The organism is Thalassospira sp. ER-Se-21-Dark (assembly GCF_017922435.1).
Taxonomy (GTDB): domain Bacteria; phylum Pseudomonadota; class Alphaproteobacteria; order Rhodospirillales; family Thalassospiraceae; genus Thalassospira.
On record NZ_VDEZ01000007.1, the window covers coordinates 129,796 to 154,194 of the forward strand.

21 protein-coding genes, 1 tRNA gene and 1 rRNA gene are annotated in these 24,399 nt (G+C 51.4%); 14 read left to right on the forward strand and 9 right to left on the reverse strand.

Annotated features, from left to right (window positions below):
- Window positions 1-64: 64 nt before the first annotated feature.
- From FHI25_RS20160 to traI, 4 genes are read left to right on the forward strand one after another with little or no spacing between them, the layout of a single operon-like run.
- Window positions 65-355, forward strand: coding sequence for a hypothetical protein (locus FHI25_RS20160; protein ID WP_068518345.1), 291 nt, complete (start codon window positions 65-67; stop codon window positions 353-355).
- The gene (locus tag FHI25_RS20165) at window positions 342-1,331 is read left to right on the forward strand and encodes a hypothetical protein (protein WP_210520843.1); all 990 of its coding nucleotides are present in this window, start codon (window positions 342-344) and stop codon (window positions 1,329-1,331) included. The genes FHI25_RS20160 and FHI25_RS20165 overlap by 14 nt, the downstream gene beginning before the upstream one ends.
- Window positions 1,332-1,342: 11 nt before the next feature.
- Entirely contained in the window at window positions 1,343-1,717 is a 375-nt protein-coding gene (locus tag FHI25_RS20170; protein WP_068518352.1) for a ribbon-helix-helix protein, CopG family, read from the forward strand.
- Window positions 1,714-2,811 (forward strand): TraI/MobA(P) family conjugative relaxase, encoded by a 1,098-nt coding sequence (traI, locus tag FHI25_RS20175; RefSeq protein WP_068518353.1) that lies wholly within the window; start codon window positions 1,714-1,716, stop codon window positions 2,809-2,811. Before FHI25_RS20170 ends, traI begins: the two co-directional genes overlap by 4 nt.
- Before the next feature lie 283 nt (window positions 2,812-3,094).
- On the opposite strand, the gene FHI25_RS20180 is transcribed toward traI, so the two are convergent.
- The 5 genes from FHI25_RS20180 to FHI25_RS20200 all read right to left on the reverse strand — a co-directional run bounded on the left by FHI25_RS20180 (window position 3,095) and on the right by FHI25_RS20200 (window position 9,653).
- Complete coding sequence (locus tag FHI25_RS20180) at window positions 3,095-5,638, reverse strand: S8 family peptidase (RefSeq protein WP_068518354.1); 2,544 nt, start codon at window positions 5,636-5,638, stop codon at window positions 3,095-3,097.
- Window positions 5,639-5,690: 52 nt separating this feature from the next.
- Window positions 5,691-6,701, reverse strand: a complete 1,011-nt coding sequence (locus tag FHI25_RS20185; protein ID WP_068518355.1) for an ATP-binding protein — start codon at window positions 6,699-6,701, stop codon at window positions 5,691-5,693.
- Window positions 6,702-6,929: 228 nt separating this feature from the next.
- Window positions 6,930-8,219 (reverse strand): ISL3 family transposase, encoded by a 1,290-nt coding sequence (locus FHI25_RS20190; RefSeq protein ID WP_068518356.1) that lies wholly within the window; start codon window positions 8,217-8,219, stop codon window positions 6,930-6,932.
- A gap of 21 nt (window positions 8,220-8,240) precedes the next feature.
- The gene (gene lspA / locus FHI25_RS20195; RefSeq protein WP_068518357.1) at window positions 8,241-8,753 is read right to left on the reverse strand and encodes a signal peptidase II; all 513 of its coding nucleotides are present in this window, start codon (window positions 8,751-8,753) and stop codon (window positions 8,241-8,243) included.
- A gap of 3 nt (window positions 8,754-8,756) precedes the next feature.
- The gene (locus tag FHI25_RS20200; protein ID WP_068518358.1) at window positions 8,757-9,653 is read right to left on the reverse strand and encodes a cation transporter; all 897 of its coding nucleotides are present in this window, start codon (window positions 9,651-9,653) and stop codon (window positions 8,757-8,759) included.
- Between the two features lie 95 nt (window positions 9,654-9,748).
- On the opposite strand from FHI25_RS20200, the gene cadR reads away from it, so the two are divergent.
- Together cadR and FHI25_RS20210 are read left to right on the forward strand one after the other, a co-directional pair.
- Window positions 9,749-10,156 carry a Cd(II)/Pb(II)-responsive transcriptional regulator gene (cadR, locus tag FHI25_RS20205; RefSeq protein WP_067605269.1) on the forward strand — a complete coding sequence of 136 codons (408 nt, stop codon included), beginning with the start codon at window positions 9,749-9,751 and terminating at the stop codon, window positions 10,154-10,156.
- Between the two features lie 643 nt (window positions 10,157-10,799).
- The gene (locus FHI25_RS20210) at window positions 10,800-12,422 is read left to right on the forward strand and encodes a recombinase family protein (RefSeq protein ID WP_068518359.1); all 1,623 of its coding nucleotides are present in this window, start codon (window positions 10,800-10,802) and stop codon (window positions 12,420-12,422) included.
- Between the two features lie 122 nt (window positions 12,423-12,544).
- Here the strand turns inward: FHI25_RS20210 and FHI25_RS20215 are convergent, their stop codons facing one another.
- Window positions 12,545-12,745: a hypothetical protein gene (locus tag FHI25_RS20215; protein ID WP_068518360.1), complete on the reverse strand. Its 201-nt coding sequence runs from the start codon at window positions 12,743-12,745 to the stop codon at window positions 12,545-12,547.
- 340 nt (window positions 12,746-13,085) lie between these two features.
- Here FHI25_RS20215 and FHI25_RS20220 point away from each other — a divergent pair, with 340 nt between their 5' ends.
- From FHI25_RS20220 to FHI25_RS20255, 8 genes are all read left to right on the forward strand, one after another.
- Window positions 13,086-13,649: a plastocyanin/azurin family copper-binding protein gene (locus tag FHI25_RS20220; protein WP_068518361.1), complete on the forward strand. Its 564-nt coding sequence runs from the start codon at window positions 13,086-13,088 to the stop codon at window positions 13,647-13,649.
- 78 nt (window positions 13,650-13,727) lie between these two features.
- A complete protein-coding gene (locus FHI25_RS20225) occupies window positions 13,728-15,410 on the forward strand; it encodes a copper resistance system multicopper oxidase (RefSeq protein ID WP_068518362.1) in 1,683 nt (560 codons plus the stop codon).
- 17 nt (window positions 15,411-15,427) lie between these two features.
- Entirely contained in the window at window positions 15,428-16,135 is a 708-nt protein-coding gene (locus tag FHI25_RS20230; protein WP_246879250.1) for a copper resistance protein B, read from the forward strand.
- A 69-nt stretch (window positions 16,136-16,204) separates the two neighbouring features.
- Entirely contained in the window at window positions 16,205-17,404 is a 1,200-nt protein-coding gene (locus FHI25_RS20235; RefSeq protein WP_064781636.1) for an ABC transporter ATP-binding protein, read from the forward strand.
- A gap of 551 nt (window positions 17,405-17,955) precedes the next feature.
- Complete coding sequence (locus FHI25_RS20240) at window positions 17,956-18,291, forward strand: YHS domain-containing protein (RefSeq protein WP_064781637.1); 336 nt, start codon at window positions 17,956-17,958, stop codon at window positions 18,289-18,291.
- A 110-nt stretch (window positions 18,292-18,401) separates the two neighbouring features.
- The gene (locus tag FHI25_RS20245; RefSeq protein ID WP_068518363.1) at window positions 18,402-18,851 is read left to right on the forward strand and encodes a cytochrome c; all 450 of its coding nucleotides are present in this window, start codon (window positions 18,402-18,404) and stop codon (window positions 18,849-18,851) included.
- A gap of 7 nt (window positions 18,852-18,858) precedes the next feature.
- The gene (locus FHI25_RS20250; RefSeq protein ID WP_068518364.1) at window positions 18,859-20,196 is read left to right on the forward strand and encodes an APC family permease; all 1,338 of its coding nucleotides are present in this window, start codon (window positions 18,859-18,861) and stop codon (window positions 20,194-20,196) included.
- 42 nt (window positions 20,197-20,238) lie between these two features.
- The gene (locus FHI25_RS20255; protein WP_197460800.1) at window positions 20,239-22,605 is read left to right on the forward strand and encodes a heavy metal translocating P-type ATPase; all 2,367 of its coding nucleotides are present in this window, start codon (window positions 20,239-20,241) and stop codon (window positions 22,603-22,605) included.
- 182 nt (window positions 22,606-22,787) lie between these two features.
- Here FHI25_RS20255 and FHI25_RS20260 read toward each other — a convergent pair whose 3' ends face one another.
- From FHI25_RS20260 to rrf, 3 genes are all read right to left on the reverse strand, one after another.
- Window positions 22,788-23,822 carry a helix-turn-helix domain-containing protein gene (locus FHI25_RS20260; protein WP_246879251.1) on the reverse strand — a complete coding sequence of 345 codons (1,035 nt, stop codon included), beginning with the start codon at window positions 23,820-23,822 and terminating at the stop codon, window positions 22,788-22,790.
- A gap of 251 nt (window positions 23,823-24,073) precedes the next feature.
- Window positions 24,074-24,150, reverse strand: a tRNA-Met gene (locus FHI25_RS20265).
- A 115-nt stretch (window positions 24,151-24,265) separates the two neighbouring features.
- Window positions 24,266-24,380 (reverse strand): 5S ribosomal RNA (gene rrf / locus FHI25_RS20270).
- Between the last annotated feature and the right edge of the window lie 19 nt (window positions 24,381-24,399).

Here is a 24,399-nt window from a genome sequence, read left to right on the forward strand (position 1 = left end):
CGCTATGTACGCCACCGGCACCTTTTTCCTCTTTCCTCTTTGCCTTTTACCAGGAGAACGCCTCATGACCGAACAAGATGCGACAGACATTTTTGAAAAGCGCGCCAATCTTGAAGGGGCTCAGGATCTTGATTGCAACATGTGCGGCCCGGCATTGGTCTTCGCCCTGCAGGCAGGCGAAAATACCTTCTCGCTTGATCTCCCCACCCTCCTGCAATGCCTCCACCTTGCCGAGCAGAAGGCATCTGTTCCCAAGCTGGGTGCCGCGTGGTGGAACAGTGTTATAAACCATTATAATATCGGTTCTTCCCTCCGTGAGACCGTCGCCGGGAGATCCGATAATGCACGTCTATAAATTGCAGGCGCAGACAGTCGACGAGAAAGAGATCGAGCGCACTGCCTTTGAACGCGACACCAGAAAACTTGAGCCCTGGTACCAGGTCACCGACGACAAACAGCGCGAATATGCCGTGTGCCCCGCGTGTGACAATCCGATCCGCCTGGTAGGGCTCTATGAGGAGCTTCCTCATACCGACCGCCCCTATGGTCGCCACACAGGCAAACCGGTCACCGGATTTGATTATTTCAATGCCGATAATTTTGAATGGTGTCCCTATGTGCGCAAGAACCAGAGCAAAGGCAGCAGTCGCAAGCGCGGCATGGAAGGCATTTCTCTCAAGATCCTTGGCATCGTTCTGACCCAGTTTGACCGGGTGATCTACATCATCCGCAAAGAGACCGGCATCTGGATCTCGCCCCAAATTGCACTCGCCATGCTGGAAAACTGGATCGAAGCTGAAGGCTACCGCTTCCATGATGCAACACTGCGCAACATCCCCTGGATGTTTGCCTATCGCTCCAAGGGGCTCTCGATCTTCGGGCAAAAGATCAGCAAGGGACAGGACGAACTGCGTCAGGCGATCATCGAAGGCATTCCCCATGCCCGTTTTGATGAAAATGGTCGTATTACAAAAGGCGATCAGTTTTATGAAGTGACCTGGTGCTTTGTCGATTACCGTCGCAAGACCGAAGACGACAGCCTGATCGAGATGGTCGAGTTTGAAGTCTGCGATGGGGATCGCAACGTGGTCTTCGCCAAAACCATAACGTTTGATCCAAGGTATTTTGCAAACCTGATCAATTACAGCAATCCCGACAAGCGGGAGCCGCATCTCATCGCAAAGGCCAAAGAGGTCTATGATCGCAAGTTCGGTGCCGATTTTACACGCAGTCTCGTCAATCTGGTTGGCGGGTTTGATGCCACCCTTCCCGAGAGTATCCGAGCCGAAATGATGCCTGGCGGTTCTCCCACAGGATCTTCCGGGCAATAGCGGAACAAGAAATGGCCACCGAACGTCACGTCATCAAAACCTATCTCAACGACGAAGAGAAAGCGCGCATTGATCAGCTTGCCCACCAGCTGCGGCTGTCACGCTCGGAACTGCTCAAACGCTTGCTGATGAATACCAAACTGCCCAGTGCCAGCGACTTTGCTGCATGGCAGGGCATTCGGGATCTGCTCAAGGTCAATGCCGATCAGGCCCGCCTGGGCAATCTGTTCAAGCTCGCGCTTGATGAGCCGCTTTCGGCAGATCTGCTCAAGAAGTTCGACAGCCTGAACCGCGATATCGAGGCGACACAGACCGAGCTCAAAGCCGCCATTGGCGATATCCGGATGCAGCTTCAGCCCGGCAAGAACCCGCAGGGAAAATCATGATTGCAACCCGGATCGGCAAGAAATCTGGTGTGCCAGACAACTACACCCGTCTTGGCCAATACATCGCCGCAGCCGAGGAAAAAGGCGAAAAACTGCATCAGTTCTGGATCCGAAATTGCGATGCCGGCACAAATATCGAGGATCTCGATCTGGCCCTTCTGGAGATCGAAGCAGTTCGGCGACAAAAGCCCGATATTGCCGACAAAACATATCACCTTGTCGTTTCTTTCCGCTCTGGCGAGCAGGACAAACTGACCAAAGAAGATCTGATGGCCATCGAGGCGGAATATGCCAAGGCACTTGGCTACGGCGATCATCAGCGTGTGGCGGGAACGCATATCAACACCGATAATTTCCACATGCATATTGCCTTTAACAAGGTGCATCCGGAAACGCTCAATGTGATCACACCGCACCGGGACTTTAAGATCCTCGCCAAGGTCTCGCGCGAGATGGAGAAGAAATACGACCTCGCCATTGATCCCGGCATGACCGATGGAAAGGAGCGCAATCCAAACAAGCTGTCACCTGCAGCACGGAACTACGAGGCACATACCTGGCAGGAATCATTCCAGCGGCATGTGTTGAAACATCGTGATGAGATACTGGAAGGCTTGGGGAAGGCCAAGAACTGGCGAGAAGCGCATAAGATTCTGGCCGAGTACGACATATCCATCAAACTGCGCGGCAATGGCATGGTTTTGATGAGCCCTGACGAGCAGGCGATGAAGGCCAGCCAGTTGGATCGATCATGCAGCAAAAAAAGCCTTGAGGAACGGTTCGGGGTGTTTGAGGCACGACGAGCAAAAACGCAGGGCAAGTCGAAACGTCGCTACAAGCCTCGCCCCCTCGTTCGACATCGCAACACCCCTGCCCTCTGGCGCCGTTATCTCAGCACCCGGAAAGTCATGCCCCGGCAGCCCAGCCTAGCGGCAAATGCCTTGCGAAACTGGAAGATGTTTTTGCTCATGGAAGCCCATCAGGATCCGCTGGCGATGGTGTTAATCATGGCGCATCGGGAGATGCTTAGTCTCTTGAGCCCGCGCACATCCCTGAAGAAAAATCGCCGTCCTAAAATGGAAAGGCCGTCGTAAAGCACACACACCTATTGGTCTCAAACATCCATACTCTCCATTTGCATGTATTCAGGCCTAAAGTATCAACATGCGGAACTCTAGCTCCAAATGAGATCACGATGGGAGGTATCGCAAACGGCAGAACTCAACGTAAAATGACTTTCATTCTCTAGCCTGAAAGTGGCAAAAAACCTCCAAATCCTAGCACTCTAGCTTCAATGACAAGTGAAACGATCAAACGATAGACTTCCAATCTAATATTGCACCTAACAGGTGCCTGAAATGGGTTAGACAAACTCAATCAACCCACCTGCACCTCAATTTGTTTGGCATCCACCAGCGTTGTGATCTCGGAATAGAGATCCGCACTTTGACCTGGCGCCGAAATTGAAATAACAAGTGCATAGCGTGCTTTGTCGCTAACACGCTTCTGACCTGCATGCGATTTCCACCAACCACCAACCGGGTAAATAGCGATAGCGTCATGGCCAGCCAGTTCAATCGCTCTGCCTCGCCAGAGATCACAATGCAGAGAACCAGCTTGAATCGCCTTTGATCCTAGCAGCCAACGGCTCGTCTCTCCATCAGTCTCTGTACCGTCTTTTGCTTGGCTAGCGGAAATTCGACTGCGAAACCGAGCATTGGTTTCAGTACGCTTCTTCATGTCGAAACGAAGACCAAAGGAACGATAGGTGTCCGGTCTGGTCGCAGCCTTGCCCGTCAGGTTTGGCTCAATGAAATATGAGAGCGTAACTTTCATGGTGACGACTTCATTTTCGAGCTGCTCAAGAGCTGTTTTAGGCCAAGGCAAATTGTAAAAATGCACCTCGTTAAAGACGCCAGTTCGCCCATCAGCCCCGTAAGTAAAAGGTTGAATTTCGGCCTGAGCCACAAGTGTAGCGTCATTGCGTGCCGATAGGATCGCACGCTCGATATTTGGCACGCCATACCCGAATTCGCGGAGGTATTGCTGCTTTTCGGCCTTCGAGCCGGTTTTCCAATGGGCCCCTCGGCCAATGAATTTTTTACGGATTGGTTCAGGCCAATGAGCAGAATCAACGGTAAGTGCACGATGTGTCTCTGGCCAAAGATCGGGTAACGCGGCCTGCAGTTGCCCAACGAAATGACCGGCCATACCTACTGCTGCACTAGTCGCCCAAAACGGAACCAAGGGGTCAGCTACTACGTCAGATCCCGTCGACAGAAGTGACACCGATGGGCTCCAACCGCAAAATCCTGTTTCATCTGACATCATGTTTCCTGCTTCGAACAGTACCTCCGGCTTAATTGGCGTTAAGTCATCAGGAAGCTGTTGTGAACCACGGCTGAACGGGCTGCGATGGTTCGCTGGTACTGCGGGGTAGAATGTTGGCGGCGGCGCTGGCGGCTCTTCCTTTCTGGTAAAACCACCGATAGTCAAGGCATTCCAACTTTGTGACGGGTCCTCCAATGGCTGAGAGGGTAAGACGTCGACAGCCATTCCTCCAGATACGTTGCCGGTGGCAACAACCATAAGCCGCTTAGTCCGCTCAAAAGCTAGAACTTTTTCATCATCTTCACCGGGCATGGCCCCGGCGGCGATTTGATCAAGTGCTCCACTCCAAGTTGACGGACGACTTGCCGGAAACTCTGGTGTGGAGGTTGCTATGCAATAGCTACGAAGTGCGTCAGGTCGCTCAATCTCAACCTTGCTGATCGCACCTTGGGTGACGACACCATAGCTAGGTGGTTTGGTCGCTGGAAAGCCTTGAGGTGGCAATAACTTCATTGATTCCGTGCCATGCGTTAACATAACAGGACCGATATTATTCATCACCAATTCGAGATCACCGTAGAGGACGAGGCCAGCTAATGGTGTACCGTGGCCACCATCGGCTCCATGGTCATCGCTACCCCAATCATTGTCGTATGCCCACGCACCGCGTAGACCGGGTCCGATCAGTGGGTGGCCTGCAGCAACACCCGTGTCGAGTGTGCAAACGACAGGAGCATCTTCCTCGGGAGCAACAACTCGTTGGGCCAGTTCTTCAACCCAATCATGCTGCCCTAATCGTAAGTCTCCGTGATTTAGAAAAGATTCGATAGTCCCCGTTGCACGGCGTATTTCAGAAATTGCACCCGGTACTCGCATCGCGAAATTAGCAACTGTGGCGGCCGCACCATGAATATACAGAACTGTTGTATCGGGGAAAATCAGCCTATCTTCATGAACATCAATATTTGTATTCCGCGCGGCAGTCGCCAACCGATCAGCCAAGGCAATTGGTTGGCGAACCCATAACTCCCACCAAATGACATCTGGTGCAGCCAAATCCACGTTGCCGGTAAAAATTGATACAGAATCGATAGCACGGACGTTTTCCAAGACCTCGAAACGCTCAACATCGGGCCGCCTGCGATTACCCGGATCAAGACCATAGTCAGTAATTCGACCTTGTAAAAAGGTACGTGCGTCATCTGGCACGAAAAGCAACGCACTTTCTGTGCGGTCCTCATTCCGTTCAGAACGAAGCACCACCACATCTTGCGTAGGAAACTCCAAGGTAGCCGGGACTTTGACCGCCTTGGTGCGAGCACCTTCGGCTGGTGGTAATGTCGCGATCTCAACGATAGTGCCCCGCTTCAACCCCTCAACGATAAGTCGAGGATCATCAACGGGTAGCGGTACATTCCCGAGAGCAACGGCGAGTTGATCGAGAAGACCTGCAGCATGCGCGGCATAGTCTCCGCGAAGCGGTTTGCGTTCCTGATTACGAGATGGGAATGTGTAAGCTGCGGTTTCACGGAAAGCGTCGATAGATATGTGCGGACGGTCTCTCGCATCGAAATTTTCTGGCTCCGCCATAAGTTCCTACTTATTCAGTTCGTGTTCCAACCTATCTTTTGGCGGAGCCTGATTAGCGACCGGATTGACGACGAAACTTACCTCTTAATGTCTGCCGATTATCCAACGCGCCCTTGAGTGCCTCGGGCGAAACCTTAGACGCCCCCTCCAAAATTGCATCCTTGACGACCGCATCCGCTGCTCGAACCAATTCGCCCTGGCTCAAACCATCGAGTGCTGAAGCAAGCGTGGGCCATGCTTTCCCAGCAACCTTGAACTTACCGAGCCTGCGCTCTACGATAGCTCTTGCGGAGACAACATCTGGTAGTGTGTATTCGATCACCTCATCGAAACGACGCGCCAGCGCTTCGTCCAAAATCTCCACATGATTTGTTGCCGCCAGAACTAGGCTGTCGGTTGAATTCGGCTCTTCCATAAAGGCTAGGACCGAATTCAGCACACGACGAATTTCGCCTACATCGTTAGGATCACCTCGGCGCGCACCGATTGCATCGAACTCGTCAAGCAAATAAACCCCTCGCGTCTGGGCGATCTGGTCGAATAGAAGCCGCATTTTCCCAGCCGTCTCACCGAAGAAGCGACTGAACAGGGATTCGAGGCGTACCGTGAAGAGTGGTAAGCGTAACTCACCAGCGAGAGCCGAAGCCGTCATCGTCTTGCCAGTGCCTGGCGGTCCCACGAGCAACATATGAGTTGCCGGAGTCTGGCCGTGTTCACGCAGCATTGCTCTTTCCTGCTGCTGGCGAACAATCCGTTGAAGCCGCGTAGCGATATCTTCAGATAGCACCATGCTCGATAACGTGACTTTGGGATAAGCGCTCTCGACAAGCCCCTGTAGTTCGCCTCTTGGCCGAGCCAATGGGATCGGCGATTGTTCACCGGCTGGCTTTCCTACGCGACGTTGGTCCCGCGCCTTCTGAACAACCCGCTTGAGTTTCTCCGCATCATCGGATCGGCCAAGGCGAGCTTCCTGTGCAGCGATCTGCAAGGCAATCGACAGCAGTTGCTCTTCATCTCCGTCGATATGCGAGTTCAGGAGTGCGAGAATTTGCTTGGTAGACATGCCCGCCTCCCTCTTTCAATTCATCTTCGCTATAATACTCTGCGATCAAGACGCCAATAGGCGCTGATAAGCGTTGTACGAATCCTATCTTAGTCACCTTTCAAAAGCCACTGTTTACTGCTCCCAATTGGCTCGCAAACTGTTCCCTGTATCCTCACTTTAAAAAGTTCGGGTATACGGATTAAATGGTTGATGGGGTGCTCTTGCCCCACCTACTCGGTACCACCCTCAGATGGTTGATAGATCGACCCCGTAGTTGAGCTCCTCTGCGAAGTCCGGTAGTCCGTAACCGATGGTTTTCTTGTAGAACGGAGAGACCTTCGCAGTGGGTGCCTTCTTTTTGTGCTTCGTGGTGTAGAGCATTCGTGCCCGCATCACCTCGAAGGAGTAACCACGCCCTTCACGGTTCTTGTCTTTGGCCAGTCGGTTGATCGACTCCGTGTAAGCGTTGGTGACGGGCATGTCCGTCTCGAAGTAGGTCATGATCTCTTCGCGCCAGTTGCCCACAGCCCTGACCAGATCGCTCCAGACTTCCTTCTGGCCTTTCGGAATGGTGGCTATCCACTCGTCCAGGGCGGCTTCTGACTGGGGCCGTGTGGTGGCGTCCCAGATGCCGTAGAAGCGTTCCTTGTGCTCGTAGGCGGCCAGCAGTTGCGGGAATGCGCCTGTCCAGGTCTCCATGATCAGCCGTTCCCGATCTGAAACTTCGTGAGCGCATTTCAGCAGGATCTTCCGGTCGCCCTTGAGGGTTCGGCTCTGGGAGGGTTTCAGCTCCTTTCTGAGGCCCTTGCGCACCTTCTCCAGGGCATCGTTGGCCATGCGTACCACATGGAACTTATCGACCACGATGCGGGCCTGTGGCAGCACGGCCTTGACCGCTGCCCGGTAAGGGTTCCACATGTCCATGCTGACGATCTCGACCTTCTGGCGGTCTTTCAGCTTCATCAGGTAGTTGGTCACCACGTCCTGACGGCGGGTAGCCAGCAGGTCGAGCAGGGTTCGCTCCTCGATGTTGGTCAGGATGCAGCGGTAGCACTTGTTCAGGTACAGCTCGTCGATGCCCAAAATGCGGGGCGTCTCGAAGCGGTGCCAGCGCCCCAAGAACTCGGCGCGGGCGTTGAAGATGTCGCGTACCGTCTTCTCGTCCAGACCTGTCTGTGCCGCCACGAAGGTGTAGGCGTGGTTGAAGGATTCCTTCTCCACGTATTCATGCAGCCGCAGCGTCATACGGAAGCCGTCCACCATCTCCGGTAGCTGGGGCCTGAAGGTTGTCTTGCAGGCCCGGCAGGTGTACCGGCGGCGGACCACCCAGAGGGTGACCCGCTTGCCGTGGATGGGCAGATCACGATAGGGAACATCACGCTTGCCGAACCGCACGAACTCACCCTGCACGCCGCATTCCTCGCAAGCGACGGGATCGGGCGCGTCCACCTGGAAGTGCATTTCGTCGTCGGTTGATTTGCAGCCCAGTACTTGGTATTGCGGCAGGTGAAGAATGTTGTCGGGAAGTTCGGTCATGGTGTTGTATAGGCGAAGGTGTCAGTCAGATCCATCCGACTCGGCATTGGTGTTTGTTTTTTTACCCAAAAAGCTGCCGGAAACGAAAAGTAAGGCACCGAGGACAATTGCAATATCAGCCAGGTTGAAGGCCGGCCAATGCCAGTCTCGCCAATAGAAATCAAAGGAATCCACAACATAGCCACGAAAGACCCGGTCAATCAGGTTGCCCATGGCGCCACCGAGGATAAGACTGTAAGCGATGGCTTCTCCTTTATGACGATTTTCAAGGATCAGCTTGATCAGAAAAATCGAGACCGCCACCGCGATCCCGATAAAAAAGTAGCGCTGCCAGCCTCCACCATTCGCAAAAAGACTGAATGCGGCACCGGTGTTCCATAGGTGCACCCAGTTAAAGAACGGGGTCACCGAAACAGACTCGCCATAGGCCATTGATTGCTGCACCAGCCACTTTACAGCCTGATCAGACGTTGCCAGCAGGCCCGATATGGACAACAGGGCGTACGGCGAGAGCTTTTTGCCAATAATGAGCATTATTTAACCCTTGAGCGCCAGAATGCGCCTGGCACCGTTAAGCACGACGAGCCCCGCGATGGTGCCGATAATTAGATCCGGATAATTGGAACCGGTCCACGCGACCAGGGCGCCGGCGGTGATGACCCCCAGGTTGATCACCACGTCGTTGGCCGAGAATATCCAGCTTGCCTTCATGTGCGCTCCGCCCTCCCGATGTTTGGATATGAGCAGCAGACAACTGGTATTGGCAATCAATGCGACGAATGCGATAGCCATCATCACCAGCGATTCAGGCTCACTACCGAATACAAAGCGTCTCACCACCTCTATGAGTACGCCCACAGCCAAGATCAGTTGCAGTACACCAGCAACATGCGCGGCACGTAACTGCATTCTCACGCTATGTCCAACCGCATAAAGGGCGAGCCCGTACACGGCCGCATCGGCGAAATTGTCCAGGGACTCTCCAATCAGGCCGGTGGACTGGGCGATCAGGCCGGCTGTCATTTCCACTACGAAAAGGAGTGCATTGATGCCGAGCAACCAGCGCAGAGTCCCGGATTCTTGCGTGGCAGAGGCTGCCGAGAACTCGGCCGCCTTGATGGTCTCCGGATCGGCAGCGACGCTTTCCTGAAGCGAGGCGCCTAGCTCCAAGGTCTTCAGTTTCGAGGTGACGGGCTCGACCTCACCGTCATGCACGACCTTCACCCGGCGGTTCGACAAGTCGAAGGACAGTGCCCGAATCCCCTCAACGCCGTTCAGGGCCAGGCGAATCATGCGCTCTTCTGATGGACAGTCCATCTTCGGCACGGCATAAACACTGACCCATTCCCCCGACGCATCGGAGGAGGCCTGCATATCGGTATCCGCCGCAGGCCTTGCATCGTCGCCACAGGGGCCTCCGCAGTTTTTACTCATGATATGACTCCACTTGAATGTGATCGGGCTTTCATTTAAAACTATATAGTAGCTATAAGGTCAATAGCGTAGAGAATCCGTTGCGGAGGAACCCGATGCGTATTGGTCAGTTGGCACAGTCAGTAGGGGTAGATACACAGACGATCCGCTTCTACGAACGGCAGGGCTTGTTGCCGCCGCCTGATCGGCAGGAGAACGGTTACCGTGTCTATACCGAGAAACACGTTGAGCGGCTGGCCTTTATTCGTCGCTGCCGCATCCTGGATCTGTCACTGGCAGAAATTCACGAACTACAGCGCTATCAGGACGACCCTCATCAGTCCTGTACCGCCGTCAATGCTTTGCTCGATGATCACATCTCTCATGTGCGCTCGCAGATAACCGCTCTACAGGCGCTTGAGAAACAACTCGTTTCACTAAGAGCGCGTTGCAACGATGACCGGGAAGTTAAGGCGTGTGGGGTTCTTGCTGGAATTAGCGAGGGAAGCATGCATCAGCAGTAGGTTGGAGTACCAACCAGATAATCCGATGAGATGTCGGTTTGCCTCACTCTCATGCAAAGGTAAGATCAACCATTTAATCCGTATACCCAAAAGTTCATTCCCTTAGGACGTTGGGCGTCAGAGCGAAGACATAATTCTCCTAAATCCCTCTTCAGATAACCGGGTGAAAAGCTTCCAAAGAAGCTTGCTTCTCCAATGTTCATTGGGCTGCTACACCCACAATATCCATCAGCTTAGCGTAATCGGTAACGACGTTGTATTTCACCCGCTTATCTTCATAGGTGCATTCCAAACCCACATCCACAGCCCAACGGTTTCAATACATCAAAGAGAATTTAATTAAGGCTCGTTGAGCATGGCAGCGCCATGTGAATAAGCAGGAAGCCGTTTGGGCTGTTTGGTGGGCCCACCAAACCTATCCTGCCCCCGTCACGACAGGTGAAAGTTGTGCCATCTCGTGTACTATCATGCAATCTTTTGCATTTTCGTGCAATCTTATGCACTCTCATGCAATCACATGCAGTGCATTGTATTTACAGCATTTTCTTAAGTACCTATCCTTAAGAGAAATCGCTGTTTTACCCTTGCGCATCAGCAATCCCGAAAGGTAATCAATCTGATCCAACCTTCGAGGATACAATCAGTGCATGTAGCAATCTACGCCCGCCACTCAACGGACAAACAGGAAACCAGTACTCAGGATCAGATCCGCCGCTGCCGAGAATATTGCAGCGTCAAAGGCTATCAGGTTGCCGACGTGTTTTTTGATGAGGGCATTTCAGGTTCTCACATTGCCAACCGCCCTGGCATAGGTTCCCTTCTGGTCGCAGCACTAAACGGACGGTTTGAGGGTGTCGTTGCGGAGGACCTGAGTCGCATCAGTCGAGATCAGGCCGACACTGCCAATTTCTTCAAAAAGATGATGTTCTTGGGCCTTCCTGTTGAGACCGTCACAGATGGAGTAATCAACGAGCTGCATATTGGTCTGAAAAGCACCATGAATGCGCTCTATCTCAAGGATCTGTCTGACAAGACCCATCGTGGCGTGATCGCAGCTGTTCTGCGTGGTGGTGTGCCGGGAGGTCAACTCTACGGCTACGACCTTGTGCATGCCCTTGATGAATTTGGCGAACCCATCCGAGGCAAGCGTAAGATCAACGACGAGCAAGCTGCAATCATTCGAGAGATATTTGAATATTACGCCGAGGGCAGAAAGCTGAAACATATCTGCGACGATTTGAACCGGCGCGGCATTGATTCCCCCAAGGGTGGTAAATGGGCACCTTCGAGCCTTGTAGGCTCGTTTGTCCGACAAACCGGAATGCTTCGTCAGACGCTCTATAACGGCGTCGTCACCTTCAACAAAATGCAGTACCGCAAGCATCCGGAGAACGGCAAACGCCTATCAATCATGCGTCCGGAAAAGGAATGGATCACAGTCCCAATCCCCGAATTGACCATCATTGACGATGAGACTTTCGCAAAGGTCCAGAAGGCTCTTGATGAACGATCCAGCAAACACCTTCAGCGCAAAATGATACCCACTGTGATGACAGAAGAGGAGAAACGCGAGACATCCATTCGCCGCTCGAAGGAATGGCGTCGCAAACAGGCTGTAACGAAGAAGCGTGCCAATGCTCTGTTTGGCGGCAAACTCTATTGCGGGGAGCACAATGAGAAAATCACAGCAACCTATGCAAAGCATTATTCTTGCCCTGTTAAAGGCTGCGCGAACAGGAACCTTCACTATGACGAGATCATCAAGCTAGTATTGGATGCCGTCGCTGAACTCGACGAGGCAAAGATCATTGAGCATTTCAAGAGCGATGAAATCCAACAAGTTCGCGCTCATCACGCACGCGAGATTGAACGCCTGTCTCAGCATCTCGAAGATCTTCGCGCCAGCATCAGCAAGGTTATTGATGCCTTGGGCCCGGACGCACGTTCAGCTGAAATACGCGCGTTTTTTGACGATAAAGCAGAACAGATACAACGTACGAAACTTGATATCGCAACTCATAAACGTGAGCTTTCAGACAGCGCCCTACCACGCAAACTCGCCGGTATTATCCAGAGACACCAAAAGTTGATTTCATGCCTATTGAACTGGTCACGAGATCCAAAAGCAGTCGGCCCCCTAAGGCAAACTATTAATCGGATTATCCTAAAAACGTTCCAGTCGAGGCATGAGGTTCCCGTTCAACGAGCCTGCTTTGCCGATTTTGATTTCGACGCTCTTATCACTATTCATCAAAGCCAAAACTGAGTTGTATTCCCTTGAATTATCGATCTATTGTTCCTTGGAATTAACTAGCCAACATCTCTGGCACACAAGAGCAAAACAGCGCCTAGTTTAAATCGAGAGAAATGCTCACAACTGCTTAAGCATCAAAGTTCCGACAAGTTTGCCACAATATTGCCACTTGACCGCATTGATACATCAAGATAACCATTGCGCTGCAACATTGTGATAGGATTCTCCTTTTGCGGATCATCTCGTGCATACTTTCGGTTATCATCGCGTTGACAGTAATGCTGTCTGGCGCTGAGGCCGTGCATGCCAAAGCCGCTGATATTAACAGTGGCCATCACAGTGTTGTCTCCGTCATGGCTGACAGTAGTTCTCACACACAGGATCCATCGCACAACGATGTTTGTGGCATGGCTGTTTGTGGTCCCTATGTGCAGCAAATGTCTGGTAACTGGAACGCTGCACCTGTTTTGTTGTCTGTAAAGTACTGGGCAAAAGACAGAACGCTCTCGCCTGCAGAGCTTGATGTTAGCGTCAAACCTCCCCGCACCTAAGATATTCAGTTCCTTATCTAAACTGCATTCGTGACGTAATCTGTCGCTATGAGTCCGATCACTGACTCTGTGTAAGGTTTGCGTAACGAGATCCTTTATACTGAATTATCTCGGGAGCATTTTCATGCCCAAATACACTACTTCTGTCCTTCGCCTTGCTGTTGCTTCCGCCCTTGCTATGGGTAGCCTTGCCGGTATCCAGACTTCTGCATTTGCTGGTGCAGGTCATAGTGGCGGTCATAATGATGGCGTCGAAATCGGAGCGCCTGGCGATATCTCTGATGTTCGCCGGACAATTCGGATCACGATGGAAGACAATTTCTATGACAAGGAAAAGATTGTTGTTCGCGGCGGCGAAACCGTTCGTTTTCTAGTCGAAAACAAGGGTGAATTCGTTCACGAGTTCAACATTGGCACCGCAGCCATGCACGCGGACCATCAAAAAGAAATGATGATGATGATGGAACATGGGGCCCTTGAAGCAGACAAAATCAACATGGCCATGATGGAAATGGACATGGGGAACGGCGAAACCATGAAGCACAACGATCCGAACAGCGTGCTTCTGGAGCCGGGTGATTCTGCCGAGGTGATCTGGACCTTCCCGAAAGACGCAGAACTTGAATTTGCGTGCAATGTACCAGGCCACTACGAGAGCGGCATGGTCGGTAAAGTTCGCCTGCAGTAACCACTGCGCAGGGTCTCGCGCCAGAGGGAATCCCTCCCTGTTGCCTCTGGCGCACCTCAACCATCGGAGATCATGAGAATGAGAAAACTTCTTGGGCGTGCCCTTTTGGGGGCGCTAAGCACTATTGCTGTGTCAACAGCAGGGTATGCGGCAACCTATAATCTGTCTGTCGATTACGTTACCATCGACACAGGTGATATGAAAACCAAAGCAATTGGCTATAACGGGTCCTCGCCCGGTCCGACCTTGCGCTTCAAAGAAGGCGAAGATGCCGTCATCAACGTGACGAACAACCTGGACGAGACTACATCTATCCATTGGCATGGGTTGATCCTTCCCTACCAGATGGACGGTGTGCCGGGCATCAGCTTCACCGGGATCGAACCGGGCGAGACTTTTACCTATCGCTTTCCTGTCAAACAGAGCGGGACCTATTGGTTTCACAGCCACTCTGGCTTCCAGGAACCAGATGGCGCTTACGGCTCAATTGTTATCGAACCCGAAAAACGCGAGCCATTCAAGTTCGACCGTGAATATGTCGTTGTTCTGAAAGACAAGCACCCTCATTCCGGGGCGCGTATTCTGCGCAACCTAAAGATGATGCCGGACTACTACAACCGTAACCAACGCACGCTCGGAGACTTCATCTCCGACGTTTCGGAAAACGGTTTGGGAGAAACTCTCTCTGAACGTGGAGACTGGGGCAGCATGCGCATGATGCCAACAGATATTGAAGACGTTCAGGGCTTCGTCGGCCTCATCAATGGTAAATCACCGGAACAAAACTGGACCGGACTATTTGAGCCAAACGAACGTGTGCGCCTGCGCTTCATCAATGCATCGGCCATGACTTACTTCGACGTCCGCATTCCGGGACTTGAAATGACTGTTGTCCAGGCCGACGGCAACAATGTTCAACCGGTCAAGGTTGATGAATTCCGCATTTCGGTTGCAGAAACATACGACGTGATTGTTCAGCCGACAGCTGAAAAGCCGTATGCAATCATGGCCGAATCAATGGGACGCTCGGGTTATGCATTCGGATCGTTGTCGCCGCAAGAAGGGTTGAAAGCTGAAATGCCAGCCAGACGCATGGACGCTCCGTTGCTGACAATGGCGGACATGGGAATGGATCACGGTAGCATGGCCGGAATGGATCATTCTTCGATGGGCAGTGGTAACGAGAACGGTATGGCTGGAATGGACCATTCGAATATGGCCGGAATGGATCATTCTCAGATGGGAATGTCCAAAGATGATCCCTTCTATGCCGCTGGAAGTGGTTTGACACCAAAAGCAGCCAATGGCGGAAAGTTCCTCTCCTATGCCGACCTGAAGGCACAGAAGCCTTTGTACCCTGAACGGCCTGCAACGCGTGAAATTGAACTGCGCCTTACCGGAAACATGGAACGCTATACGTGGTCAATCAATGGCGTCAAATATGAAGATGCAGAACCTATCCGCTTGAAATATGGCGAACGGGTGCGCTTCAAGTTCGTCAATGAGACCATGATGTCACACCCGATGCATTTGCACGGGATGTGGTCAATCCTCGATACTGGCAACGGTAAATGGGATCCGGTTAAACACACCATCAATATCAACCCTGGCATGACCGTTTATTCGGAAACCGAAGTTGATGAACCTGGGCAATGGGCTTTCCACTGTCACCTTAGCTATCACATGGCTTCTGGCATGTTCCGAAAAGTGGTTGTAGAGGGCGGTCCAGCCGTCGCGGCACTTGAGAATGGAGTTCAATAACAATGAAAACACTAACTTTGGCCGCGATTGGTGGTGGTGTTCTTTCCACGATCCTGTCCTTCTCGTTCACTGCCAAAGCAGACAATCACATCTTTTATGGCATTCAAATGGAGCAGTTTGAATACCGCTCTGGTGACGAAGGGGAAAATCTTTTCGTTTGGGATGGTGATGCATTTGTTGGCACCGATGAACTGAAGTTACGTTGGCAAGGCGAAGGCGAGCGTGATCTCAAAAACGACCTTTACGAAAACTTCGAGAACAGACTGGTCCTGCAAACACCAATCAGCGACTTTTTCGATGCCAAAGCCGGTATTCGTCTGGATACGCCAAGCACAACAGATCGTTGGTATGGAACCGTTGGAATCATGGGGCTTGCTCCTCAATGGTTTGAAGTCGACGCTGATCTGTTTGTCAGCGAGACCGGAGACGGCAGTGCGCGGCTTGATGTTGAGTATGAAGGCTTGCTGACCAATCGTTTAATCCTCACACCTTCGCTTGAGCTGAATGCTGCGTTCTCTGACGATCGCGAGATTGAGGTCGGACGCGGGTTTTCAAGCGCAGAGATCGGACTGCGGCTTAGCTATGACCTCATCGACCGTGCCGTTGCACCGTATATCGGGGTTGCCTATGAGCGGAAACTCGGCAAAACCGCAGACTTTGCAAAAGATGACGGCGAAGATTACGAGGCAACTTACCTCGTAACCGGTCTCCGCCTTCTTTTCTAAGCATCACACGACAGGGAGGACTTTCCTCCCTGTCTGTTTTGCCGAACCTTCTCAAGGAACCTAACTACAATGATGGAAATCGTCCACGATATGGGGCATCGCTTGACGCACTACATATCAAGCGATGCACACTGGTGGGTTCATCTTGTATTCCATTTGGTGGTGTTTGGGGTGCCGGTTGCGCTAATTATTATTCTCAGCGCGACGGGATACAGGGCTTTAAGACGCCGCAGATCTGTTCTTGCGCAACAGGCTCAAAAGCCCTCGGCAAAGAGCGGAACAGCGCTCCTGCAGTACATATTCAGAGCTTCATGGAAGCGGCAGATAAAACTGGGGCTACTGGCGACGGCCTCTTTGCCGGCTCTTTACATGAGCCTCGAGCTTCCGAAGTTGATCATCAACAACGCCATTGAGTCAGGACATTTTCCAGTTACCTATTTAGGAATGGAGTTCTCTCAAACGATGGCTTTACTTACTCTCTGTCTGCTTTTTTTATTGGCGATTGGCGTGCATGGCTGGCTGAAATATCAGGTTAATTTGCAATCCGGTGCGCTGGCAGAACACATGTCACGCCGCCTACGGCTTGATATTTCAAAATTCAGCTTTCGAAAGCCATCCCCCAAAGGAGGGGAATTGATTCCGGTTATTGTGCAGGAGGTAGAGCCCGTAGCTGGATATGCTGCAGAGTCGATTGTGCTGCCTTTGTTACAAGGCGGTACATTCCTGACGATTCTGACTTTCATGCTCGTGCAAGATTTGGTTTTGGGCATCGCCGCAACCGCACTGTTGCCGCTTCAGATTTTTGTCATCCCCAGATTCCAGAAGAAAATTAATGCTTTGTCTCGAACGCGGCTGAAGGAAGTCAGAGTTCTCGGCGAGAAGATAGGGAACATCTCAAACGATAACCAGCCAGGTGCCCGGGATATTTACGGGTCATACAAGCGACTTCACGACCTTCGTCTCTCTATCCACAAGAACAAGTTCGCCATGAAGTCTTTAAACAATTTCATATCACAGATGACGCCCTTCTTCTTTTACACAATTGGAGGGTATCTGGTGATAAAAGGCGATCTCACGCTCGGGGCTCTAATCGCAGTATTAACTGCATACAAAGACATGGGCGCTCCGCTAAAAGAGCTCTTTCGCTACTATCAGGCGCAAGCCGATGCTCACGTCAGATACTCCGAAATCAAACCTTACATCTCAAAGGAAATCAACAGTACGGACAACCGGCTTGCAGATGTAACGGTTCTGTCTGAAGTCGGTTAAAAAAAACGTCCCCTTAATTGAGGTAGGTCAACGTAACTCGATATTTAAGGGCATAAGTGTTACGTTACTGCCCAAAGGAAGTTTGATCAATGAATGCACAGCAAGCACTAATACGCGCCGTACTGATCCTGCTCGTCGGGATTAGCGCTATAATGCTTGCTCCCCATATTGCAGTCGCGTCGACTGGATCTTTTCCTGCGCATTCTGCAGAACTCAATGGTTTTGACGTTGAACACCAGCATGACCTGGCTTCGTGCTGCCCTCAGGTTTCTTGTCACTCCACATCAGCGGTCCTTACCGAGATTATCCTACCGGTTTCCGAGTTTTCCCATGTACAGAACGGGATAGAAGAAGTGTCCCTTCAGCCGGTATCTCGGTCATGGATTTTCCAGCCTCCCATATCCTGATCCTCCCGAACAAATAGCGAATAACTGTTCTGGGTTCTGCACCTGCCGATGGCATGCGTACAGATCGAGCCTTGGTGTTCTGCACCATGCTGCTTTCAGACGGAACAGTCATACCTAAAGGTATTTATGGGATGGCGAAGAGAAATGGAAAATATTCTCAGTTGGTTGCTTTGGGGAGCCTTCATCATATTGATGATGCGCTTTGGTTGCGGTGCTCACATGTTTGGGCACAAAAAGCACACCCACAATAAGAAACAAGCGGACGGTCAGGCTGAGGCAATCCGATGGGAGCACCCTCAGTCCGCCGTTGACCCGGTTTGTCATAAAACTGTCGATCCGCGCATCGCCAAAACAGCCATTTATGGCGGTGAAGTATTCTACTTCTGTTCAGACACCTGTCGTTCGAAATTTGAAGTGTCGCCAGATACCTATGTCGATGGCAGCGCAATTAGCCGACAAACTCACGTATCGCCAAGCTAGTTCAGCGAAATCAATAGGCGGCAGCAACAGGACCAGGGTTGACTAGTTCCCTTGGTCTCACGTGTCTTCGAATATTTGATACATACGCATAAAACAAAGGCCCGAAGAAAATGAAAAAACAAATCAATTGGCCAAAGTATTTGGTTATCGGTTTTTTCGCAGTAGGGATCATCGCCATGACCCTGAATTCGTTTCTGCCCGGGAAAGATGACATCAAAGATCTTGAACTGACCGATAGCGGAATTGCGCTCCCCAGTTTCAGCAAGGAAGCCATGGTAGGAAACCAGCTTTTCGATATGAACTGTGTTGCTTGTCACGGAGGCAATGCAACAGGCACAGAGCAAGGCCCGCCGCTGATGCACAGAATCTACAATCCGGGACATCATTCAGATCGCGCATTCTATCTAGCTGTTCAAAACGGGGCAAAACAACATCACTGGCCCTTTGGCGATATGCCAGCCCAGCCTCAGGTCAGTTCGGAACAGGTAGCACGGATCATTCGTTATATACGCGAGCTGCAAGAAGCAAACGGCATCGCGTACCAAAAACACCAAATGTGAGGCAGGAATGGATCATCAGGCAGAATACAAGAAAAACAGTATCTCGCTCCTTGGCGCCATATCCATGGGCACCGGTGTTATGATCGGAGCAGGAATTTTTGCTTTGACCGGACAAATTGCCGAACTTGCAGGAAAGTGGTTCCCGTTGTCGTTCCTGTTTGGCGCACTTGTCACTGCTTTTAGTGCTTATACCTACATCAAGATGTCCAATGCTTTCCCGTCTGCAGGCGGGATCGGAATGATCCTCCAAAAAGCATACGGGCCGGGAGCCATAGCAGGCGGCGCAGCATTGCTGATGGCCTTTTCGATGGTCATCAACGAGAGTTTGGTCGCAAGAACATTTGGAACCTATGTTTTGCGGGCGTTTGACCTGACAGAGCTTGAAGTTCTTATACCGGTATTGGGTGTTTGCCTGATAATTTTTGCATATGCTGTTAACAGAGCTGGCAACAAATCGGTTGGCCTGTTTTCAATGGTCATGGCCGCGTTGAAGATCGGCGGCATTGCATTGTTTGCAATTGCAGCGCTGTGGGCTGGTGGATACTCGTTCGAGCCGTCATCACCCGACGGCGCGAGCTTTCCATTGGCCGGTTTTGTCGCATCAATTGCTCTTTCAATTCTGGCCTTCAAAGGGTTCACAACGATCACAAACAGTGGTGCTGAAATCGTGAGCCCTCATAAGAATGTGGGTCGTGCGATTACGTTCTCAATCCTGATTTGCGTTGTCGTATATATTCTCGTGGCGCTTGCTGTTGGTTCAAGCCTTGACTTGGACGAACTGATAAAAGCCAAAGACTATGCCCTCGCCCAAGCTGCACAGCCAGCATTGGGGCCCATCGGATTTTATCTGACTGTGCTGCTCGCAGTCGTTGCGACGGCGTCCGGTTTGCTAGCAAGCGTGTTTGCGGTGTCAAGAATGCTCGCGATGCTGACCGATATGGAGATGATCCCGCATAGTCATTTTGGAATGTCGGGTTCAATCAAAGACCACACACTTGTTTACACGGTTGTCGTGGCAGCGCTGTTGACAATCTTTTTTGATTTAAGCCGGATCGCTTCACTTGGCGTGTTTTTCTATCTGGTCATGGATGTGCTCATCCACTGGGGATGCTTTAAGTACCTACGACAAGAAATAGGAGCACGCGGCTTTGTAATGATTACAGCAATTGTCTTTGACATCATCGTGCTGCTCGTTTTCGCCGGCATGAAATTGCAAAGCGACCCATCCATTGTTCTCATTGCAACTTTGATGATCGTTGCTGTGTTCATTTTTGAACGTTGGTTCCTGTCAAACTGGATAAACCAATCGGCCAAGGCGCACAGTCACGATCACTCAGAACATTGATTATCCGCAGTGACATTGCAGCATAACAGCAGGAAGCAGACCATGTCTGATCATCATCATAAGAAGCACCAGGATAATCACAAAATGTCTGATCAATCAGGACAGTCGACGGATCCTGTTTGCGGTATGTCGGTCACGGTGGATGCCGATACACCACGCTCTCGGTACGGCAGTGAGACATATTATTTCTGTTCGCAGAAATGTAAGGGCAAGTTCGATAGCTCTCCTGAGAGCGTATTGTCCTCAGAGGAAGAGACATCTGCTGCAAACAGCGCTTCGTCATCGACTTCGGGTCGCTACACCTGCCCGATGCATCCAGAGATCATACGATCCGAACCTGGTTCCTGTCCGATCTGCGGAATGGCACTGGAACCGATGGATATGCCAACAGAAAATGACGCACCAAACCCCGAGATTCGGGATTTCAAAAAGAGATTCTGGTTAGGCGCAGCTCTTACGGTGCCGCTGATTGTCCTAACGATGGGGCCGTTTGTTGGTTTGGGTTTCATCCGGGAAATGATTGGAGAACGCGTTACTCTTTGGGTGGAGTTGGTTCTCGGAACGCCTGTTGTCCTGTGGTCCGGCTTCCCATTCATGGTTCGTGGATGGCATTCTGTGGTGAACCGTTCTCTCAACATGTTCACCTTGATCGGGATGGGCGTTAGCGCAGCTTATATATTTAGCGTCGTCGCAGTGATTTCTCCGGGTATTTTTCCTGATGGCTTCAGAGACGCACAGGGACATGTCGGTGTGTATTTCGAAGCTGCAGCTGTCATCGTTGTCCTTGTGCTTCTTGGCCAACTAATGGAATTGGGGGCTCGGGAACGAACCGGCTCGGCAATCAAAGCGTTATTGGGTCTTGCTGCGAAAACAGCCCGCATTATTGAAGATGATGGTTCTGAACGAGAAGTTCCTCTTGAGGATGTAACCGTCGGAATGCGTTTGAGGGTTCGCCCAGGTGACAAGATACCTGTCGATGGCGTTGTCGTTGAAGGACGGTCGTCAGTTGATGAATCCATGATTTCGGGTGAACCCGTTCCAATTGAAAAAAATCCAGATGACGATGTCACCGGAGCAACAATCAACGGAAATGGCAGCCTGATCATCCTGGCCAAACGGGTTGGCAAAGATACTGTCTTGAGCCAAATCGTTGATATGGTCTCCCATGCTCAGCGAAGCAAAGCGCCAATCCAAAAGGTTGCAGACACGGTTGCAGGCAAGTTTGTGCCTGCTGTTATCCTGGTTGCTTTGATCGCCTTCGTCGCTTGGGCCATCTGGGGGCCCGATCCGTCATTGTCATACGGGCTTGTCGCAGCGGTTGCTGTTCTGATCATTGCGTGTCCCTGCGCCCTTGGTTTGGCAACGCCGATGTCAATCATGACAGCGACCGGCCGTGGTGCACAAATTGGTGTGCTCATTAAAAATGCAGAGGCCTTGGAGCGATTTGCGAAGATCGATGTGCTCATTGTCGATAAAACCGGGACTTTGACAGAGGGTAAACCAAAACTTGCAGGTGTAATCGCCCAACCGGATTTTCAGGAGGAGGAAGTTCTTTCTGTCGCTGCGGCGCTGGAAAAGGGATCCGAACATCCATTGGCTGACGCCATTGTCAGTGCTGCTCAGGAGCGCGGATTGTCCCTTGATAAGGCAGAGGAATTTGAAGCTGTAACCGGTCAGGGCGTCACCGGAAAGGTGGGTGGCAAGTCGGTTGCCCTAGGTAATAGCAAACTCCTTCAGACTCTCAATATCGATCATTCTGCTGTTGATAAAATAGCAAATGATCGGCGAGATATGGGGGAGACGGTAATGCATGTTGTTATTGATGGAAAGATTGCTGGGCTCATTTCCGTTGCCGATCCGATAAAGCAAACAACATCGGATGCCCTGGCCGCATTGAAAAAGCAGGGCTTCAAAATTGTCATGGCGACGGGCGACAACCAACGAACAGCAAAAGCTGTTGGCAGTAAACTCTCGATTACCGATATCCGGGCCGATGTCTCACCGGAAGATAAGGCCAATTTGATCAAAGAGCTAAAAGATAAAGGTCATCAAGTCGCGATGGCGGGTGACGGTGTTAACGATGCCCCCGCACTTGCACAGGCCGACGTCGGAATTGCGATGGGTACGGGGGCGGATGTTGCAATCGAGAGTGCAGGCTTCACTCTTGTCAAAGGTGACCTGAGCGGGATTGTTCGCGCCCGCGAGCTCTCGGAAACAACCATGCGCAATATCCGACAAAACCTCTTCTTTGCGATGATATACAATGCAGCAGGTGTGCCGGTTGCCGCAGGGCTACTTTATCCGTTCTTTGGCATTCTTATCTCGCCCATGTTTGCCGCTGCAGCCATGAGCTTGTCTTCGGTATCTGTTATTGCTAATGCATTACGACTTCGTAGAGCAGGCCGCTAACTCAACGCGCTGAACAATTTGCAGGGATGGATCAATTTGTTGGCAATCATTTATCGCCGACAAATTTTCCAGCCCTGTTAAATGCCGTGGTTGATCAATATCCCCGCGTTTTGCATTCTATGTCGGCTGAAACTGGAAGCTTTCTATGTCCTGTCCTCATTTCAATTAATCGTGCTCTGGCTCTAATCACATTTGTGAATACTCTCTACCACTAACTTTTGGCGATTAGCCAAAATAGCAATTTCCGCTAACATCTGATTTCTAACAACGTCAACAACACACTGGCTCTTTGCTGACAGGCGCAAAGTATTTCCATTTAGCGATGCTTTGATCTTCGACAACCAAGCTCTAGGGTTTCGGCATTCGGGCATTTCACGTCTTGAGAGCGTCTCGCATATCTCCAACCATATTTCAGGTGTACCCTTTTCTTGCACTTCACAAGGTTGATAGTCACAAGTTTCCTCTGACATGATTGGTTTTAGTACGTCTAGAGTGTCGAGTAACATCAACCGCGAAAGACGCTTTTTCCTTCGTCGTAATCCATCGAGCTCCAGCCTAACGGCATCAATGCCAACGCGGTCAATCGCTTCATTCACCCGTAAACACGCATTCGCCAATGTCCAGGGCTCCGAACACAATCGCTGCCACTCTCTAGCTAAAATCAAACATTGATCATCGACGGCAGGAAGGACGGTTGCTCCGGTTCCAGAAACAGTATTTGCCTGTTCCTTCTCATCCGTGTTTTCTTCTTTATCCGTGTTCTTCTTATTGGAACCGGCATCACGTGCCGGTTTAACAGCGGCATCAGGTGCCGGTATGATGGAACCAGATGCCGGTTTAGAGCCAAGGCCGATCAACTGATAAGCATTGCGATTACGAAGTCTGCCAACAGCTCGGCTTAGCTTGGCCACCAATCCAAGCTCGGCCAAACGCTTAAGCGCCTGACGCACCTTACGATCAGACAGTTTTGCCTCACTGGCAATCGTTTCAATCTTGGGAAAGCATGCCTGAGTGCGGTCATTGACGTGCGATGCCAGAACGACGGCAACACAGATTTCGGCAGTCGACAAATGAGGATGATGAAGGATCTGTGTCTGCACCCATTGCCAGCGGGCAACGGCAGACGTTCCGACCGGTACAGATTGCTCTGCAACCGCGCCGGTTTCCGCTTGGGAATATGAAAAAGTCATGCGTGGTATCGGCCAGAGTTCAAGCATCGCATTTATTCTTGACAAAGCGATCCCGTCGCCTAAACTCGACCTCAGTTTTGATGAGGGGCCAAGCTTAAGCCTTTCCAAGAACCCGCTGCGCCAACAGCGGGTTTTTTATTGCCTAAATTCTTGAAAAGTCTGGGAAAATGAAACTCGGTTGCGCCGCCTCCTCTTGATGAGGGTATGCGCCCGAACTTTTTCTCTTGTTTCGCGAATCCGTCGAGTCTATATCTCAAAACTCAGCGGATCGGAAAGAGTGGTTGCGGGGGCAGGATTTGAACCTGCGACCTTCAGGTTATGAGCCTGACGAGCTACCGGGCTGCTCCACCCCGCGTCAGTGGGTGTATTCTGTTTAGGCGCTGGGCTTTAAACAGATAACGCCGCTCATGTTTGAAGCGGCGTTGGATGTTTGGGTGTGTTTATAGGGAATATGATGCTGTATTTGGAAGGCCCGGCGGTGACCTACTCTCCCGTGCCTTAAGACAAAGTACCATCGGCGCAGGCTGGTTTCACTTCTGAGTTCGGGAAGGGATCAGGTGGTTCCCGGCCGCTATGGCCACCGGGCCGTCCAAACACAGCGAAG